The organism is Paraburkholderia caledonica NBRC 102488, from assembly GCF_000685095.1.
Lineage (GTDB): Bacteria > Pseudomonadota > Gammaproteobacteria > Burkholderiales > Burkholderiaceae > Paraburkholderia > Paraburkholderia caledonica.
This window is the reverse complement of sequence record NZ_BAYE01000035.1, coordinates 16,737-32,924: the sequence shown is the minus strand read 5'-3', so window position 1 is coordinate 32,924 and position 16,188 is coordinate 16,737. Positions and strand designations below refer to the sequence as shown.

General features: G+C 59.9%; 13 protein-coding genes. 8 read left to right on the top strand and 5 right to left on the bottom strand.

All coding sequences use genetic code 11. The features are described from left to right. The first annotated feature begins 258 nt into the window (after positions 1 to 258). Together BCA01S_RS32335 and BCA01S_RS39340 are read left to right on the top strand one after the other, a co-directional pair. Positions 259 to 1,200: a hypothetical protein gene (locus BCA01S_RS32335; RefSeq protein ID WP_169740557.1), complete on the top strand. Its 942-nt coding sequence runs from the start codon at positions 259 to 261 to the stop codon at positions 1,198 to 1,200. A 244-nt stretch (positions 1,201 to 1,444) separates the two neighbouring features. Beyond that, positions 1,445 to 1,735, top strand: coding sequence for a FitA-like ribbon-helix-helix domain-containing protein (locus BCA01S_RS39340; protein WP_042320191.1), 291 nt, complete (start codon positions 1,445 to 1,447; stop codon positions 1,733 to 1,735). Positions 1,736 to 2,120: 385 nt separating this feature from the next. Here BCA01S_RS39340 and BCA01S_RS32325 read toward each other — a convergent pair whose 3' ends face one another. Beyond that, a complete protein-coding gene (locus tag BCA01S_RS32325; RefSeq protein WP_027780430.1) occupies positions 2,121 to 3,221 on the bottom strand; it encodes an MraY family glycosyltransferase in 1,101 nt (366 codons plus the stop codon). A gap of 249 nt (positions 3,222 to 3,470) precedes the next feature. Here BCA01S_RS32325 and BCA01S_RS32320 point away from each other — a divergent pair, with 249 nt between their 5' ends. From BCA01S_RS32320 to ltrA, 3 genes are all read left to right on the top strand, one after another. Then, the gene (locus BCA01S_RS32320) at positions 3,471 to 5,117 is read left to right on the top strand and encodes a methyl-accepting chemotaxis protein (protein ID WP_027780429.1); all 1,647 of its coding nucleotides are present in this window, start codon (positions 3,471 to 3,473) and stop codon (positions 5,115 to 5,117) included. Positions 5,118 to 5,521: 404 nt separating this feature from the next. Further along, positions 5,522 to 6,466: a sensor histidine kinase gene (locus BCA01S_RS35945; protein ID WP_500862390.1), complete on the top strand. Its 945-nt coding sequence runs from the start codon at positions 5,522 to 5,524 to the stop codon at positions 6,464 to 6,466. Between the two features lie 640 nt (positions 6,467 to 7,106). Continuing rightward, on the top strand, positions 7,107 to 8,417 hold the full coding sequence (gene ltrA, locus BCA01S_RS32310; protein ID WP_042320187.1) for a group II intron reverse transcriptase/maturase: 1,311 nt from the start codon (positions 7,107 to 7,109) through the stop codon (positions 8,415 to 8,417). Positions 8,418 to 8,829: 412 nt separating this feature from the next. Here ltrA and BCA01S_RS32305 read toward each other — a convergent pair whose 3' ends face one another. Continuing rightward, complete coding sequence (locus BCA01S_RS32305) at positions 8,830 to 9,798, bottom strand: AraC family transcriptional regulator (RefSeq protein ID WP_208459212.1); 969 nt, start codon at positions 9,796 to 9,798, stop codon at positions 8,830 to 8,832. Positions 9,799 to 9,883: 85 nt separating this feature from the next. Here BCA01S_RS32305 and BCA01S_RS35940 point away from each other — a divergent pair, with 85 nt between their 5' ends. Then, complete coding sequence (locus BCA01S_RS35940) at positions 9,884 to 10,240, top strand: nuclear transport factor 2 family protein (RefSeq protein ID WP_042320185.1); 357 nt, start codon at positions 9,884 to 9,886, stop codon at positions 10,238 to 10,240. Positions 10,241 to 10,829: 589 nt separating this feature from the next. Here BCA01S_RS35940 and BCA01S_RS32295 read toward each other — a convergent pair. Beyond that, entirely contained in the window at positions 10,830 to 11,810 is a 981-nt protein-coding gene (locus BCA01S_RS32295; protein ID WP_244145914.1) for an AraC family transcriptional regulator, read from the bottom strand. Between the two features lie 60 nt (positions 11,811 to 11,870). On the opposite strand from BCA01S_RS32295, the gene BCA01S_RS32290 reads away from it, so the two are divergent. Further along, positions 11,871 to 12,650, top strand: coding sequence for an SDR family NAD(P)-dependent oxidoreductase (locus BCA01S_RS32290; RefSeq protein ID WP_027780425.1), 780 nt, complete (start codon positions 11,871 to 11,873; stop codon positions 12,648 to 12,650). Positions 12,651 to 13,246: 596 nt separating this feature from the next. Here the strand turns inward: BCA01S_RS32290 and BCA01S_RS32285 are convergent. Continuing rightward, on the bottom strand, positions 13,247 to 14,359 hold the full coding sequence (locus tag BCA01S_RS32285) for an NADH:flavin oxidoreductase (protein WP_027780424.1): 1,113 nt from the start codon (positions 14,357 to 14,359) through the stop codon (positions 13,247 to 13,249). Positions 14,360 to 14,394: 35 nt separating this feature from the next. Continuing rightward, positions 14,395 to 15,279 (bottom strand): alpha/beta fold hydrolase, encoded by an 885-nt coding sequence (locus BCA01S_RS32280; RefSeq protein WP_027780423.1) that lies wholly within the window; start codon positions 15,277 to 15,279, stop codon positions 14,395 to 14,397. A gap of 114 nt (positions 15,280 to 15,393) precedes the next feature. Between BCA01S_RS32280 and BCA01S_RS35935 the strand changes: the two genes are divergently transcribed. Further along, entirely contained in the window at positions 15,394 to 15,885 is a 492-nt protein-coding gene (locus tag BCA01S_RS35935; protein ID WP_244145915.1) for a winged helix-turn-helix transcriptional regulator, read from the top strand. Positions 15,886 to 16,188: the final 303 nt, after the last annotated feature.

The following is a 16,188-nucleotide window of genomic DNA, read 5'->3' as shown; positions in this document are numbered from 1 at the left end:
AACGACGCGAGAAGGATCTGACACTTGCGGCTCTATCGAACGTCCTCCTTGGGATCGCCCGCGGGCGGGTTCTCGGTCCTTCGCGCGGCGAGCTGCCTGGAGCGCGCACGGGTGGTTGTCTATGAAGCTGTTACGTTCACAGAAGGCCCCCCGATTCCGCCGAACCCGCGTATCGTATAGGCTCGCAGACGATCAGGCTCGCGACACTATTCATTCGAGACAGATGTTATGCCGCATGACAATGAGTTGATCCGGATAATGAAAGCAGTCCGCAAGTGCTTTCTGATTGTGCACCTGTACAAGGACGGGCTCGCTCGAGGTGAGTGGACCACGCAGAAAGGCGCCCTTGAGGCGCTCGGAATCAGCGCGGCGGAGCTGTCGTTAGCACTTCGGCTTGACGCACTGCCGGCAGAAATCGTAGATCTGTTTGAGTCTCCCGGTGCGATAACGCCGTATGCAGTGCGGGTGATTAGCGAAACCATCGCAAAGGATGGTCTAGAAGCCGTGACGCAGCGGGCCAAGCCACATCTGACCGCTGGCAACAAGTTCTCGACAAGGGTGGCCCTGGCGACGTTGAAAGGAAATCTGGCTGCGACTACGCGCGCTCTCAGGGGAAAGAAAACCGCCAAGAACGCCGTTCCGGAGGGCGCGCCCGCGTCGCCGCGAAATCTTTCGGATCGGTATCATATCGGCGTCCTCGAAGGTAGATGGACCAATTACAGTGGCTGCGCCCGGGAGCTAAAGATTTCTCGAAAAATCGTTCGCGACGCAGTTTGCATCGAAGCGCTCATGCTTAAGATGCCTTGCGCTCCGGGCCTAATTGAGGTCAGTTTCACCAGCGGCCGCAAGTTTCTGGCGCTTGAAAAGCAGTGGGGGCGGGAAATGCTCGTGCAGCGCCTGACGCGCCTTACCTCGCACATGCGAGAAGCTTCAAGCGACCATCTAATTCGCGCGCTTGTCGGCGCGAACGTGCAACCAGCTGACCTTAGTCGTATTCGTATCAGGAAGGGCCGTGGCAGAAACCGACTTATCATCGAGTGCAACCACGCAAGCTTTCTGTACATGTATCGCCGTCAGTTCGAGCAGGCAATGCAGCAGGTGCTAAAGAGGCTGACAGAAAGTGCTGAAGGTAACGACCTTGCTCGAATGCTATTCGCATCTCAGCAGTTCAAGAATGCATCTTCTCTAGGTCGTGTGTGAGCTCGGTAAGTGGTGCATGGCTTTGCCTTATCATTGACGTATAAGCTAGATGCTAGCGATGATCGTGAGCGGCGTCATCTTGACAAGGACGAAGCGTAGACTGCTGGTCGCTCAAGCGCAGCCGCTCGACTGGCACTCGCGCAGTCGGAGTGCAATTGATCGCGCGCCGGCCGGCCCTGCTATCACTGCGTGGACTTCACACGCAAGATCTTATTGCGAAGACCGACGAAGTGTGGGGTGATTCATGGCGAATCTGCTGTTGAGAAATGTAGACGATCAACTTGTCCAGAGCTTGAGGCAGCGAGCCGCAGCGCGTGGGCGCAGCGCAGAAGCCGAGCACCGCGAGATCTTGGCAAAAGCATTGAGCGCGTCTCAGCGCAAGACATTCGCCGAAGCGTTGATGAGCATCCCGAACGTCGGTGTGGAAGCTGATTTCGCGCGTATTCAAGGTTGGGACGGCGGGAGTGTATCCGGGCGAGAGCAAGGTCACCAGGGCGGTTCGCAAGCGGGACCGCGCGGACAAGGGCGCGACTGACTCTCTTTCGGAAGGCGGTGCAGGATGACATCGACCGGTACATCCCGTTGCCGACGATTGATGACTGCGGGCAGGCGTAGGAATGCGTTACCGGTCCAGCGTCACAGGATCACTGTTTTTGTTGACTGTTTAGTACGAGGGTTAGCGAAATGCGTTGGACGCTTCCGTTCTCCTTAAAGCCACGACTTTTGGCTCTGACGATGATGGTTAGGAAGTTGTTGCGCCAACTTCCTTTTTGTGTTCAAACACCCACGGTTGTTTGTCTGACTTTCAACCCGTTATAAGGAGAAAGCGCGCCGAACTTCAGCTTCGGGGATTGACCGGGGTAGGAGCGCGCCCGAACGTACCCCGGCTGTACCACCGATGTGACGGGGCTGGACCCGGCTCACCGCTTCCCTTTCCTCACCACCATCCACCGGGGCGACTTGAAGCGCACGATGCTCACATAGAGCCACACATAAGTCGCCGCGAACAGCACCACAAAGCAGAAAAGATGCAGCGTATGTCGCCAGAACAACGTGGCCGGCACGACCGCAATCAGGCATAACAACCACAAGTAAGGCGACGTCAGCGAGTTGCGCCGCGTCAACTCGCGTGCGGTGCGCGCGCCGACCGCCCAACGCATCAGCCGCTTATAGACCAGCATGTGCAGATGCACGCCATCAGGAATGCCCGGCGACATGCCGCGAATAAACTTCTTTCGATAAATCGAGAAACACGTCTCGAAGATCGGGTACATGAAGAGCAGTACCGGATACCACGCGGACACGTCGCGATTGCGCATGACCAGCATGATCGACAGTTCGGCAAGCATGAAGCCGATGAAGTACGCGCCGCCGTCGCCGAGAAAAATCAGCCCGGCCGGGAAGTTCCAGATGAAGAAGCCGAGCACCGCGCCCATCATCATGAACGACGCCGACAGCACGATCGGATCGTGCACCTGAAAAGCGACATAAGCGAGCGACGCAAACATCATGAACGCCACCATCGACGCAAGGCCGTTGAAGCCGTCGATGATATTGATCGCGTTCGCAAGCGCCGCCACCGCGAGCACCGTGACCGCGCACGAGATCACCGCATACGAGAGCAGGAAGTCGAGCGGCGGCACGCTGATGCGCGTGACTGCAATGTCCAGCAGAAAATAGGCAAGCGCCGCTGCCGCCATCGTGCAGACGAGGCGCGCGAGCGGCGACACACGTTTGGTCAAATCCTCGATGAGACCTGAGCCGAAGGCGGGCATGCCGCACGCGATGAGCCCGAGGATGCCGCCCGATACTGCCGGATAGGCATAGCGCAGTTGCACGGCCGAAACGATCAGCCCGACGAGAATGCCCGTTCCGCCGATGCGCGGCACCGGGCGCACATGAAATTTCTGTACGCCGGCCAGATCGGTGTCGGTCGAAAATTTTTCATGCAGATGCGCATAGCGCACGATCAACAGCGTGATCAGCAGTGAAACGATAAAGCCGAGCGCAAAACTAAGCATGAAAGTGGGCCTGAGCGAAGACGCCGAATTATACAAACGAAACGCGAGACGCCCGGAAAAGCGCCGGGCTCCCGAGAGCCGCAACCGATCCCAGATAGTGAGGCGCAAAACGCGTGCAAACCCGCGCCAGTCATGGATTTCACCTATGTAGCGAAGGTCGCGCCGCGTCGTTAACCTGGATGCGGCGACGTGTGCGCAATGCAGGGATAGACACTCGCCGCGGATCGACAAGACGGTTCCGGAGACCCAATGCTAAATAACATCACAATTCGTGGCGGCCTGACGCTGGTGATCAGCGTATTCGTTGCCTTCCTGCTGACCGTAATCGGCGTTGGATATGGCGCACTGAAGCTTGCCAACAATAGCCTCGACGAGACGCAGCGCAGCGCAGCGGCGCTCTCGCATCTGAAGGCAAGCTCGGAGAAGCTGCTGCAGGTGCAACTCGCGCTGGGCTCTTATCAAACGCTCTTCAGCGTCGGCAAGCAAACCGACGACCTGCTGCCCGCCGCGCACAAGGTGCTGGTCGAATCGAACAAGGACTTTCGCAATTACATGGCGGGACCGTTTTCGAGCGACGCGGAGCAGAAGCTCGCGCAGAACGTCGAGCAGGCCCGTAACGCGCTGGTCGATAAGGCAATCGAACCGGAGTTCAAAGCGCTCACCGACTTCGACTTCAATACGTTCCGCAACATTCAGGGCGAGACGGCAAATGGGTTCTACGCCGCGTATTCGAAGGCGATCGACGCGCTCGAACATGCGCAGACCGAAAATCAGCACCGCCAGGCCGGGACCGCCGCTCAACGCTTTCAGATTGCGACGCTGCTGTTCGCCGCAATCGGCGCACTCGCCATCGTGATTGGCGTGGCGGCGCGCGTCGCGTTGTCGGCGGCGCTCATCAAGCCGGTTAATGCCACCGTCAAGCACTTCGAGCGGATGGCCGCAGGCGATCTAACCGTGGCGATCAAGAGCCAGTCGCGCAATGAAATGGGCCAGTTGCTGAGCGCGCTGACGAAGATGCGCGACGGTCTCGTCGACACGGTGTCGCAAGTGCGCGGCAGTACGACGGCCATTACGCAGGGCGCAAATGAAATTGCGTCGGGCAACGCAGACCTGTCCGCGCGCACCGAGCAGCAAGCTGCGGCGCTTCAGCAGACGGCCGCGAGCATGGAGCAATTGTCGGCAACGGTGAAGCAGAACGCGGACAACGCCAAGCAAGCCAACCGGCTCGCGCACGGCGCACTCGACACGGTCACGCGCGGCGGCAAGGTGGTGTCGCGTGTCACGGAGACGATGGACGGCATCAGCGAGTCATCGCGCAAAGTGTCAGAGATCATCGGCATGATCGAGGGCATTGCGTTTCAGACCAACATTCTCGCGTTGAACGCGGCCGTGGAAGCGGCGCGTGCCGGCGAGCAGGGGCGCGGGTTCGCGGTCGTGGCGTCGGAAGTGCGCAGCCTCGCGCAGCGCTCGGGCGCGGCGGCGAAGGAGATCAAGGAACTGATCGGCGATTCGGCGGCTCAGGTCGAGCAGGGCGCGTCACTCGTGGCCGAGGCGAGCCGCACGATGAACGAGGCAATGCAGTCGGTCGAGCGCGTGACCGGCATCATGGGAGAAATTGAGGCTGCCGCGCTGGAGCAGAGCGACGGCATCGAGCAGGTCAACAAGGCCGTCTCGCAGATCGACGAAGTCACGCAGCACAACGCGGCGCTCGTCGAGGAAGCGGCTGCGGCGGCGAAGTCGCTGGAAGAACAGGCGGCCGTCTTGCGCGACGCGGTGGCGGTGTTCCGGCTTGATGCCAATCCGTCAATATTGGCCGTCCGTGATCGAGCCGCACTGAATTACGGCAGTCACAGTGCTGCATTGCCACGAAAAGACACATCTGTCCAAGTTATCTAAGTCCTGTTGCGTCTGTGTGCGGCCGGTATCTTCGCATCTAATGCGGACAGGGATCGGTGCCTGCTGTGAACGCGGAGCGGTTGCCGGCGGTGGCACGGCTTCTCGCACTGCCGCGCAGCGCTCAGCACGGCGGTGAAGGGAAATGCCGCATCGCTCCTATCGGAGCGCTCAGCGCGATCCATGAAGCCATAATGTGGCCGATCAAGGTACCGTCGCCATGAACGAGATTACTGCGTGCGAGTTGGCACCGGGCCAGCGAACCGGGGACAAGGCCGCTTGACACATCACCAAAGTCAGGCAGCGCGAAATGCGGCGCCTGTCGAGGAAGTGGTCCCGGGAGCCAAAGTCGCTGAGTTGGCAGGCCCCGGTGGCTGCCAATTCAATAAGGTTCCTTCTGCTTGAAGATGTTGCGTCAGCCACCACGATCCGCGTTCGCGAGACTGGCGGCACTCGTTCCCGTTATTCGTGAGACCGCTACCGATCGCCCTGCTGTGAGCCGAATACACGCCAGTGAACACCTGTCACCGCTTGAACGAATCTCTCACGCGCTCGCGGCGCGCTCATTGAATTCACTTGCTCCTTTGCGTCTGGACAGGCGTAGTCCGGTCGAACTGGAGCCGCTCGTCAATGCGTTGAATGATCTGCTGAACCGGCTCGACATTGCATCACGTGCACAACGCACCTTCGTTGCAGATGCCGCGCATGAACTTCGTTCGCCGCTGGCTGCGCTGAAGCTTCAGGTCCACGCGGCCGAGCGTGATGGCTCGCTGACTAGTTCAGGGACGTTCGAGCGCATCAAGGGACGACTCGACAGGATGATTCACCTCGTGCACCAGTTGCTGATTCTTGCACGCGAAGACGCGCGCCGCGCTGATCAGTTTGAAGTCGTCAGTTTACGGGGACTCGCGGAGCGTGCCGTAGGGGACGCTTCGTTTCTTGCCGAAGCGAGGAAGATAGATCTGGGCCTGGACTTCGCCGACCCTTTGATGGCTGACGATCCATATAACATCTACGCAGAAGTCGCCGGTATCGAGGTTCTGTTGAACAACGTGATCGACAATGCTATCCGGTACGCGCCGGAACACGGGAAGGTCGACGTAATACTTTCGCGCAACGGATCCGAGGTCAGCGTTACGGTTGTCGATAGCGGTCCCGGAATTTGCGAGCACGAACTGGATCGGGTTTGCGACCGCTTCTATCGCAGCGCAGGGACAAAGGAGCAAGGCAGCGGTCTGGGACTGGCAATTGCGGCGCGCATTGCCGATCGGCATAACGCCACGCTTTGCCTGAAGAACAACAACCACCGGCCGGGGCTTAGCGTGGCTTTGACAGGGCTGCGCAGCGCCTGAAGAAGTTAATCGGCATCGACGGAGTATTATGGCGCCGCCCCAGTGCGCACTGCTGTGTCATGTGTATGTTGAAGGCTCGCGCCGATGTCCGCAGCGGCTCGCAAAGCTGCCGTTGCTGCAGCCCTCGTCCGAAAGACCGCTCCGGGTGTGCGCCGTGAAAAGGTGGCGCTTTCCAGCGGGTGCAAGCCCCGCCCGGCAAATGCTCCAGCCGGAAGCAACCGGAGCAGCTATGGAGGCAACGAAGTGGCTGAAGCCTTCGGTGATGCGTGTCACAAATTGGTGACAGCGCGAGTGTGCAGGCCGTAACGCGAGTGAACGCCGAGCAAACCTCGAAAAGGTCGATGCGCAGGCCGACCCGACAACCCTATCGGGGAAGGCTGATACGACTGGGCGAATGAGCAGGCTGGACGCCCAGTCGCTGCGCCGGGGTAGTGGCGACAGCATGTACACAAGGAAAGCGTACGCAACACGGGAAGTCCCTCGGCGTGGTCAGGGATGACCAACCGGACGCCCGCGAGGGACAGGCCGGGCGCCTTGGGATGACGGAGAGGCCCGTAGTACTGCTGAAGCCGGGTAATGCCGGTGGAGGGAAGGGGCCTCAGTTCAAGACCAACGCAACACGTAGTAAGGGACCTGGAGATTGGGCAACCTATCAACTCCGATCAGTGTTCAGAAGCTGCAGACGGCGTTACACGCGAAAGCGAAGGCAGAAGCCGGGTACCGCTTCTACGCTCTGTACGACAAGATCTACCGTGAGGATGTGCTGGCGCATGCGTACGCCCAGTGTCGCTCGAACAGGGGCGCGCCGGGTGTCGATCGGCAAGACTTCGCGGCGGTCGAAGCGTACGGGGTGCAGAGGTGGCTCGGCGAACTGGCGCTTGCGCTCAGGCAGGAGAGTTACCGCCCGGACCCTATCAGAAGAGTGTTCATCCCGAAGGCCAATGGCAAGCTGAGGCCACTGGGCATCTCGACCTTGCTTGATCGGGTGTGCATGACAGCAGCGATGCTGGTGCTCGAACCGATCTTCGAAGCGGACCTTCCATCAGAGCAGTACGCTTACCGCCCGGGGCGAAACGCCCAGCAAGCGGTGATCGAGGTGGAGGAACGGCTGCATCGAGGGCAAACGGACGTTGTTGATGCCGACCTTGCGGACTACTTCGGGAGTATTCCACACGCCGAACTGATGCTGTCGCTTGCGCGACGCATCGTTGATCGGCGCGTGCTGCATCTGATCCGGATGTGGCTGGAATGCTCCGTGGAAGAAACCGATACCCGAGGCCGGAAGAAACGTACGACGGAGGCCAAAGACAGCAGACGTGGCATTCCGCAAGGCTCACCCATCTCACCACTGCTGGCGAATATTTATATGCGCCGGTTTGTGCTGGCATGGAAGAAGCTCGGACTTCAGCGCAGTCTTGGCAGTCGCATTGTGACCTACGCGGACGATCTGGTGATCCTGTGCAAGAAAGGGAAGGCTGAGGAAGCCTTGTCACGAATGCGCGAGATCATGGACAAGCTGAAACTGACGGTCAACGAGGAGAAGACGCGAATCTGCAAGGTGCCGGAAGGCGAATTCGACTTCCTGGGTTATACGTTTGGGCGGCTGTACTCAGCGACGACTGGCAAGGCCCGTATGGGCATGCGTCCGTCGAAGAAGAGTATCCGGCGCATGGTCGAAAAGCTTCATGCGATGACCGCCCTCAAGACGGTGTGGCAAGAGACCACGGAGCTGGTGGGCAGGTTGAACCGTACGCTACGCGGCTGGGCGAACTACTTCAAGGTAGGCTCGGACAGACGCGCGTATCGCGCGCTCGATAGCTACACTGCTGCGCGGTTGCGCCGGTGGTTACGCAACAAGTACAAGGTTCGACGTCGCAGGGGCGGGACTTATCCATCCCAGCACCTTTACGGGCACTTCGGTCTCGTGCGTCTGACTGGTCCATGGTTGTGAACCTGCCGTGTGTGAAGGCGTGATGTCCTGTCCGAGAGCCGGATGCGGGAGATCTGCATGTCCGGTTCGATGAGCGGGGTGTGGAAACGGAGTTAGGGCGAGGTTACTCGGGCACCGCCAGACGAAAGGGGCGGCAACAGACAAACCGAACCTACTGCCACCGCGCCACATCTCGACTCTACCGTAGGACGCACTGGCGACTGGCCATTTCCGGGCAGCGAAATCCCACTGGCCGCTTTCCGGCGATGAGTTTGAAGAGCCGACAGACGCAACTCGACGGCGGATTCAATCGTCGATACGACAAGACTTGTACGGCAGGTTTCACGTTACAACGGACGTTCGCCTGGCTGCACTGGAAGGCGGGAGTTCGGCCTCAATGGACGCCGAAGGATGTCCGCCCGGATCACTGGCTTTACGCGGTGAAGAGTCGGCGTGACGCCTGACTAGCGTAGCGGCTAGGTGAGCAGCCGACCGAGCGGCTGAAGGCAGTACTAAAGGCACTCGGCGACTGAAAACCTATCTCAAACGCGATCTGGCTCATGTTCCGCGTGCCCTTAAGCAGTTCGTCTTTAGCGATCGCGATACGCCAACGCTGCAAGTACTCGATAGGCCCTAAGCCCACGGTTTGACTGAACCGATGGCTGAGACCAGAGCGCGATATACCGCAAAGGCGCGCGAGCGAAGCGACGGTCCACGCCTCGGCCACTTGACCGTGTAGGATCGTCAAGGCACGCGCAACTACGGGGTCAGCCATTCCTGCAAGCAAGCCCGTCTGCATGGGGTTCAGCCGAAGCGCCTCACTACGCAATATTTCCACGAAGATCAACTCCATTAGACGCTTGGTGACGAACTCGCTACCCGGCCCGGGAGACTTTGCTTCGCGTTCGTTCATCGCGAGCAACGCGCGCAATTGGCTTGAGCCGGGATCGTTCGACGATACGCACACCACCTGTGGCAGTAAATCGAGCAGCATTTCCTCGTTCGCCATCCCGAAAACAAAACGGCCTCCGCGGAGCGTCATGGAGGTACCCGTGCCGTCACCGAGCGTCATGTCGGTGTGGCCTGCGTTGGCCGCGATCTCTTCGCTGTCTCGAGGTTCTACACCCGGGTCAGAAACCAGTGCGAAAGTCGTTGACGTTCGGATGAGCGCGAAATCCGCCTCTTTCAAACGAAGCGGTGGCATTCCTGGCCGTAGAAGCAGGCACTCTCCGCGCTGTACCCAACAGAACAGGACGTCGTCTCTTTGACGAAACGAAACGCCCCAGCGTCCTGATGCGTCGATGCGGGCCCAAAGAGTCGCCTGCGGCCGAAGCAACCGAATCAGGTCAAGAAAAGGATCCACGCAGTTTGGACAGATGGTAAAGAAGTTTGGTCTTTTCATTATATCCCGTTCGCTCACAGCGGCTTATCGTTCTGCCTGTGGTCCGAGTGGTTCCACGAATTCAGGCAATACTTAAAGGACAGCTATGACAGACTCAAACCCGCGGGATCTTTTTACCGTCTACCAGGACGCCTGGGCTGACATCGCTCACGCCGACCGTGAGCGATTGATTCGTTCGAGTGTGGCCGAGGAAGTTATTTTTACAAGCCCAAATATCGAGGGGCAGGGAATCGAAAATCTCCTGAACCATATCGAGGACTTTCAAGGGAAGTTTCCAGGAGCTTATTTCCGCGCCAATTCCGTTCTGGAACAGCACGGGCAACTGCTCGCCGAGTGGACGATGTTCAGCAAGGATGGCACGGAATTCCTGACCGCCCACAGCTACGCCCGATTCGATGGGACAGGGCGCTTTACTCGACTGGCGGGATTTTGGAGGCTGTGACATCAGTGCCGGTCGGTTCCGAGCGAACGATGGCCAGATAACTGGGTGCAGGCGACGTTAGACTGACCTTGCTCGCACAGTGGCGAACGGCAGTTTCTCGCCGAGTGAGGCAGCGCCACCGGCAATTCGCTCGCGGGAGGCCAGCAATTGAGCGAGCGCGGACGATTCCTTGGCTAATGCAAAAAGGGGGCGACCTCGACCGGCGGCTCCTGGGCCGACTACTGCCTGGCGCATCAGACCGTAGACGAGGTACCACTGTCGTTCGGTCCTGCCACATCATTTGCTTAAACGACCGCCCGTCAATCCCAACGACGATGATTGAGATGAGCGATAAACGGCTGGGATGAGAGTGACGCACCTGCCATGACGGCGCGTGTTCGTTAGCTTGAGGCGTGCTATCGTCGCGATTCAGTTTATTTGACAAGGTCCGTTCATGAGCGTCGTCCGCGATAGCAACGGCCAAGACCGTACCGGTTTCAAGCCCAATATCATGATCTACGGCGTCGGTTTCTATGGTGCGGAGGCTGTGCCCATCCTCGTGAAAAAGGGCTGGCCGATCGAATTAATGTCATCTGTCACGGCTCGGAACCTACGCGGCCTCGCCGATCGTTTTCATATGTGCTAACTCCTTTTTTGGCGGAGCGCCGAACATCCGCGCGTATTCGCGGCTGAACTGCGACGGACTTTCGTAGCCGACTTCAAATGCAGCGGTTTGTACACTCATGGACTGCGACAGCAGCAGTCTGCGTGCTTCCAGCAAGCGCAATTGCTTCTGGTACTGCAAAGGCGGCAGGCCGGTCAGGGCTTTGAATTGCCGATGAAACGCCGACTCGCTGAGCTGCGCCAGCTTAGCGAGGTCTTCCACTCGCACGGGTCGCGCATAATTTGCCCTCAGGTTATCGACCGCGTGCGCGAGCCTGTGCGTAGGGCTCTGGATTGACGCGAGCTTCGCCACTTCGGCGCCGTTTGGTCCCGCGAGCAGCCAGTAACCGACCTCGCGCATGATCATCGGCTGCAGGATGGCGGCGGCATCGGGCGTATCGAGCAGACGCACGAGACGCAGTGCGCAGTCCGCCAAAGGTCCGTCGAAGTTGGCGACGAAAACTCCGCGGCTTGCATCGCCCGACGGCACTGGGGCGGACCCCATCTCATTGGCCACCGTGCGGATCGTCGCGAGATCCAGTTGCAAAAGAAGAACCAAGCAAGGTTTGGCGGGGCTCGCCTCGAACACTTGCCCCCTCGACGGCGTTTGAACTCCGATCACAAGCGCCTGCCCGGCCCGATATTCCAACTGTGCGCCGCCGAAGCTTGCCCACTTTGCGCCCTGAGCGACGATGCACAAGGCGGGACTCGCCGAGCGCAGCGTCGGCGGTCTTGGCTGATCTGAGCGAAGAATGAAGACGCCCTCGAGCGGTGTCGCGTACGGACTCTCGCCCGGACACCTGTCGGTATAGCGAAGCAAGGCGGTGGCCAATCGGCTTGGCATGGCTGATCGATGCGCTAAGAATGGGGTCGGCCCATCATAGAACAGTGGAGCAGAATCAGGCAATAACCGGGCAGGTTCGGGCATTCACGCGGCGACGACGCGGGCGGAGAATCAAAGCTAACCAAGCCAACAAGAGGGTATCAGATGACAACGACCAGCACTGAACGCACCGGTCCGAAGATTGCGATCATTACCGGTGGAAGCCGAGGCATTGGCCGCGATACGGTACTGAGACTTGCCGCTTGCGGCGTCAACTCAATTTTCACGTACAACGCCAATCAGGTCGAAGCCGATAAGGTCCGTGCACTCGTCGTCGAGGCGGGCGCGAAGGCGATTGCGCTGCAGTTGAGCGTAGAGAACGCAGCCACGTTCGACGCTTTCGTCATGCGAGTGAGTGAAGCACTCGATAGCTGGGGTGAAAAGCGCTTCGATTATCTGGTGAACAATGCCGGCACGTCTTCCGGGTCAAGCTTCGAGGCCGGCACCGAAGCAGAGTTGGACGCGCAGTTCGCGGTTCATTTCAAGGCGCCGTTCCTGCTAACGCAAAAGCTTCTGCCGCTGATCCGCGACGGGGGACGCATCGTTAATATCTCGTCGGGCCTCGCACGCTTCGCGTTTCCGGGGCGTGCCATCTACGGCCCGATGAAAGCGGCCGTCGAAGCACTGACGCGTTACATGGCGCTCGAACTGGGGCCGCGCCGAATCACGGTGAACGTCGTGGCGCCGGGTGCAGTGGCGACGGATTTCAGTGGCGGCATAGTGCGTGACAATCCACAGGTCAACAAAGCCGTCGCAGACCACACCGCGCTTGGGCGCGTAGGCTTGCCGACCGATGTCGGGCCGGTGATCGTGGCACTTCTCTCGGACGAGTTCGGCTGGGTCAACGCACAGCGGATCGAAGTAGCTGGCGGAATTCAGATCTGATTCTCGATTGGTGAACGCGTCGATGCGCTGCGTTAGTGCGGCGGCGTCCGCCGCAGATCCCGCCTGAGATTGTTATGACCTGCTGTAACGGACCATTCGCGACGCCGTTCGGCCGTTCAACATCCCGTCAACATTTTCAACTTTCTCGGACCGGCATCTCCGACACCAGAGCAAACGCTAAGAGCGCTTCTTGCGCGACGCGGAATTCCTCGCAGGGGCTTCCGGCGGCCGTCCGCTTTCTGATTGCGGCCGTCTTTTGAGTGTCCCGGCGACAAGCCAAACGAAAGTCTCTAACTGGCCGCCCAGCGCCTCATGCAAATTGCGCAACGAGCCGGCGCAGCCAAGGAAGGCCGGCCGGCCGAACACGACGCACTGCCGCCTTCTGAGCGAAGTGAAGTAGGTGTCCGGTAGGGAAGTGTTGCAGCGGTCGCATACATCAGGCTGGAGACGCCTTTCTGCATCGGAGAGCAGGTGTTGATTTCCGGTAAACGCCAGCGCAGTCGGGAGCACGGGCCAGACCTCGGCCCAACCCAAAGCGCTTCCCTGAACTGTGACGGACCCGAGCGAGCGGGTGTTCTGGGCGCCAGGCCACCCAATCAGCGTAAGGTCGAAAATGCGGTAGGACTGAAGTCCTCGATATCGTCGACGCGCCCTTGCCGGATCTTCTCGAGCCACCCTGGGTCCTGCAGCAACGCGCGACCGACCGCGACGAGATCAAATTCGCCGCGCGCGAGCCGCGTGAGCAGATCGTCCAGCGAGGCGGTGCGCGCACCGTTGCCCGCGAACGAGTCATACACATCGCTACCGAGCCCGACCGAGCCCACCGTAATGGCCGTGACGCCGGTTACTTTCTTCGCCCATCCCGCCAGGTTCAGATGCGGATCGACTTCGGGAAAGGCAGGCTGCCAGTACGCGGGTTGCGATAGATGGAACGCGTCGGCGCCGGCGTCAGCGAGCAGGCCGAGCCATGCTTCGAGCACTTGAGGCGTGCCAGCGAGCCGCGCGCAAAAGTCCTTTGGCTTCCACTGCGACAGGCGCAGGATCACCGGAAATCCGGGGGCCACAACGGACCTGATGGCTTCGAGGATCTCGACTGCGAATCGCGAACGATCGAGCAGCGTTTTCCCACCATACTGGTCGCCACGCTGATTTAGATCCTCGGAGAAGAACTGATTGATCAGGTAGTTGTGGCCGCCGTGGAGTTCGACGCCGTCGAAACCTAGGCGTTCGGCATCGGCGGCGGCTTGCGCGAACGCGCCGACCGTGTCGGCGACGTCGGACTCGCTCATCGGCTGGCCGACGCGCTCCGCGGTCATCGAAAGACCCGATGGGCTTTCGTATCTCGCCGACAATGACCTTTCGATCCGTGTATTCGAGCGCTTCTGGCCGACGTGCCACAGCTGCGGCGCGATACGCCCGCCAGCGGCATGTACATCGTCGACAACCTTCTTCCACCCGGCGAGCACCGCCTCGCCATAGAAGCGCGGGACGTCCGGATCGTCGAGCGCGGCCGGGCGGCCGACGCCGGTTCCCTCCGTGATGATGAGGCCGACGCCGTGCTCTGCGCGTCGGCGGTAATACGCTGCAACGTCGGCGCCGGGTATGCCGCCCGGCGAGAAAGAGCGCGTCATCGGCGCCATGATCACGCGATTCGGCACGGTCAGGCCGTTCAGATGATACGGGCTGAAGAGAATGTCAAGGTCGGCCATCGGTTTCTCTCGCGTTGGGTTAACGAAGCGATCGGCTACAGGGTGTCGATCCACGCGCTAATCGCGGCGTTCACGTCGTCGCTGCGGTCTTGCATGATCCAGTGACCGGTGTTGGTCCATACATCCACCTTTGACTTCGGATGCGAGAACCACGGGCGCATGCGCGTAGCCTGCTCGGGATCACGGCACAGGTGATAAAACGGGACGCTCAGGCGCTTGCACAACGCCGCGCTCGCTTCGCCAACGCCGACCTGGTCTGCACCGAAGAACAGTGGGCCGAACGACTCGCGCACGACATGCTCGGGCATTCCCTGTACACGCCGCGCGTGCCAACGCTTGAACGCCGGATCGGTGTTGCGGTCATAGACGAGCTGGAACAACGCCGGGACGACGGTGGCGGGATCAGCCGTTTGCAGACCGTGCGTGGTCTTCGCGAACAGCTGAACGGCGGGGCCGGAAAAGCCGAGCGCGCCGTCGACGGACACGACCGCGCTGACCAGATCCGGACGCTTCGCGGCAAGCCGGGCCGCGATCTGCCCGCCCATCGAATGTCCGACGAGGATGAATTCCTCGCCAGGGTACTTCGTCGCGATGAACGACTCGATGTCCGCGACATAGTCGGCGGGCGTATAGGCGCCGGGCGGCAGCAGCTGCGACCTGCCATGTCCGCGCAGATCGAGCGCGACGACACGGTAGCGGCTTTCGAAGAATGGCAATTGCCAGCTCCAGTCGTGGGAATCGCAAGTCCAGCCGTGAATAAACATTACGTTGGTGCCCGTACCCATTTCCGTTGCGAACAGCGCGGCATGCGTCGGCGATGCGGCGATGGCTTCACGTTCGCCCACGGTCGCGGCTACCGCCGCCGCGCCAGCAATCTTCAGGATGTCGCGGCGCGACACCCTCGACTTTGACGAGTTCATATGGTTTCCTAAATGACGAGATAAGACTTTCGATGCAGATTGATCGACGGCTGTGCGTAACGCGCGGGCCTGCTTGTCAGATGCCCAACAATTGTGTTGACGCTATGTTATACATTGGATATCTACGGTCAATTACGCACCTTGAGGTGCGTAGATATACAGGAGGATATCGGCATGGCTCCCGAGGTTGACGATGTGTTCTTCGCGGACTGCGCCGCTCGATCGTTTTTCGATCAGGTCGCGAACAAATGGTCGGTAATGATTCTTACGATGCTGACGCAGAAGCCGACGCGCTTTAATGAACTGAAGCGCAGGCTGGAAGGGGTTACGCACAAGGCGCTGACCCAGGCGCTGCGGCGTCTCGAGCGCAACGGTCTGATCTCGCGGCAGGTGCTCAACACGTCACCCGTCGCGGTCCAATACTCGATCACCGATCTTGGCCGCACGCTCCAGGTTCCGTTCGGCGCGGTATACGACTGGTCAATCAAACATTTGCATGAAATCGAGACTGCACAGCTGATCTACGATCAGCAAGTGCTGCAGGCTGAGGAGGAACAAGTGCCGGCACTCCTGAATGCCAGATCGGTCCGTTCCTGCGCGACATGATCGGACCAATAAGTCGTGGATCACTCGCCACTCCCGGAGGCGGCCGTCGGACGAACTGCTGCAGAGGAGAAGGCGGCCTCTAAGTGATCCTCGACGCATTTTGATCTGTGCCAAAAAGGGCCGGTTTTCAGTGATCAATGAGACGGTCGGATGTCTTCATAGGCACGGCATCGAATGACGGTTTGTGGCGGCGACTACTGCCCGATGCGTCCGGATGAGTCAGTGCCTTGGCCTCGTCGTTGACACAATTAATTCGGCTTGTCCAAGTCATGCGCAGCAAGGCTTGTAGCTCCTCGGCACGTC

Bases quoted from the DNA above. Each gene is read 5' to 3' on its own strand.
- BCA01S_RS32335 (WP_169740557.1), top strand. From the start codon at position 259: ATGAAAGCAGTCCGCAAGTGCTTTCTGATTGTGCACCTGTACAAGGAC.
- BCA01S_RS39340 (WP_042320191.1), top strand. From the start codon at position 1,445: ATGGCGAATCTGCTGTTGAGAAATGTAGACGATCAACTTGTCCAGAGC.
- BCA01S_RS32325 (WP_027780430.1), bottom strand. From the start codon at position 3,221: ATGCTTAGTTTTGCGCTCGGCTTTATCGTTTCACTGCTGATCACGCTG.
- BCA01S_RS32320 (WP_027780429.1), top strand. From the start codon at position 3,471: ATGCTAAATAACATCACAATTCGTGGCGGCCTGACGCTGGTGATCAGC.
- BCA01S_RS35945 (WP_500862390.1), top strand. From the start codon at position 5,522: ATGTTGCGTCAGCCACCACGATCCGCGTTCGCGAGACTGGCGGCACTC.
- BCA01S_RS32305 (WP_208459212.1), bottom strand. From the start codon at position 9,798: ATGAAAAGACCAAACTTCTTTACCATCTGTCCAAACTGCGTGGATCCT.
- BCA01S_RS35940 (WP_042320185.1), top strand. From the start codon at position 9,884: ATGACAGACTCAAACCCGCGGGATCTTTTTACCGTCTACCAGGACGCC.
- BCA01S_RS32295 (WP_244145914.1), bottom strand. From the start codon at position 11,810: ATGCCCGAACCTGCCCGGTTATTGCCTGATTCTGCTCCACTGTTCTAT.
- BCA01S_RS32290 (WP_027780425.1), top strand. From the start codon at position 11,871: ATGACAACGACCAGCACTGAACGCACCGGTCCGAAGATTGCGATCATT.
- BCA01S_RS32285 (WP_027780424.1), bottom strand. From the start codon at position 14,359: ATGGCCGACCTTGACATTCTCTTCAGCCCGTATCATCTGAACGGCCTG.
- BCA01S_RS32280 (WP_027780423.1), bottom strand. From the start codon at position 15,279: ATGAACTCGTCAAAGTCGAGGGTGTCGCGCCGCGACATCCTGAAGATT.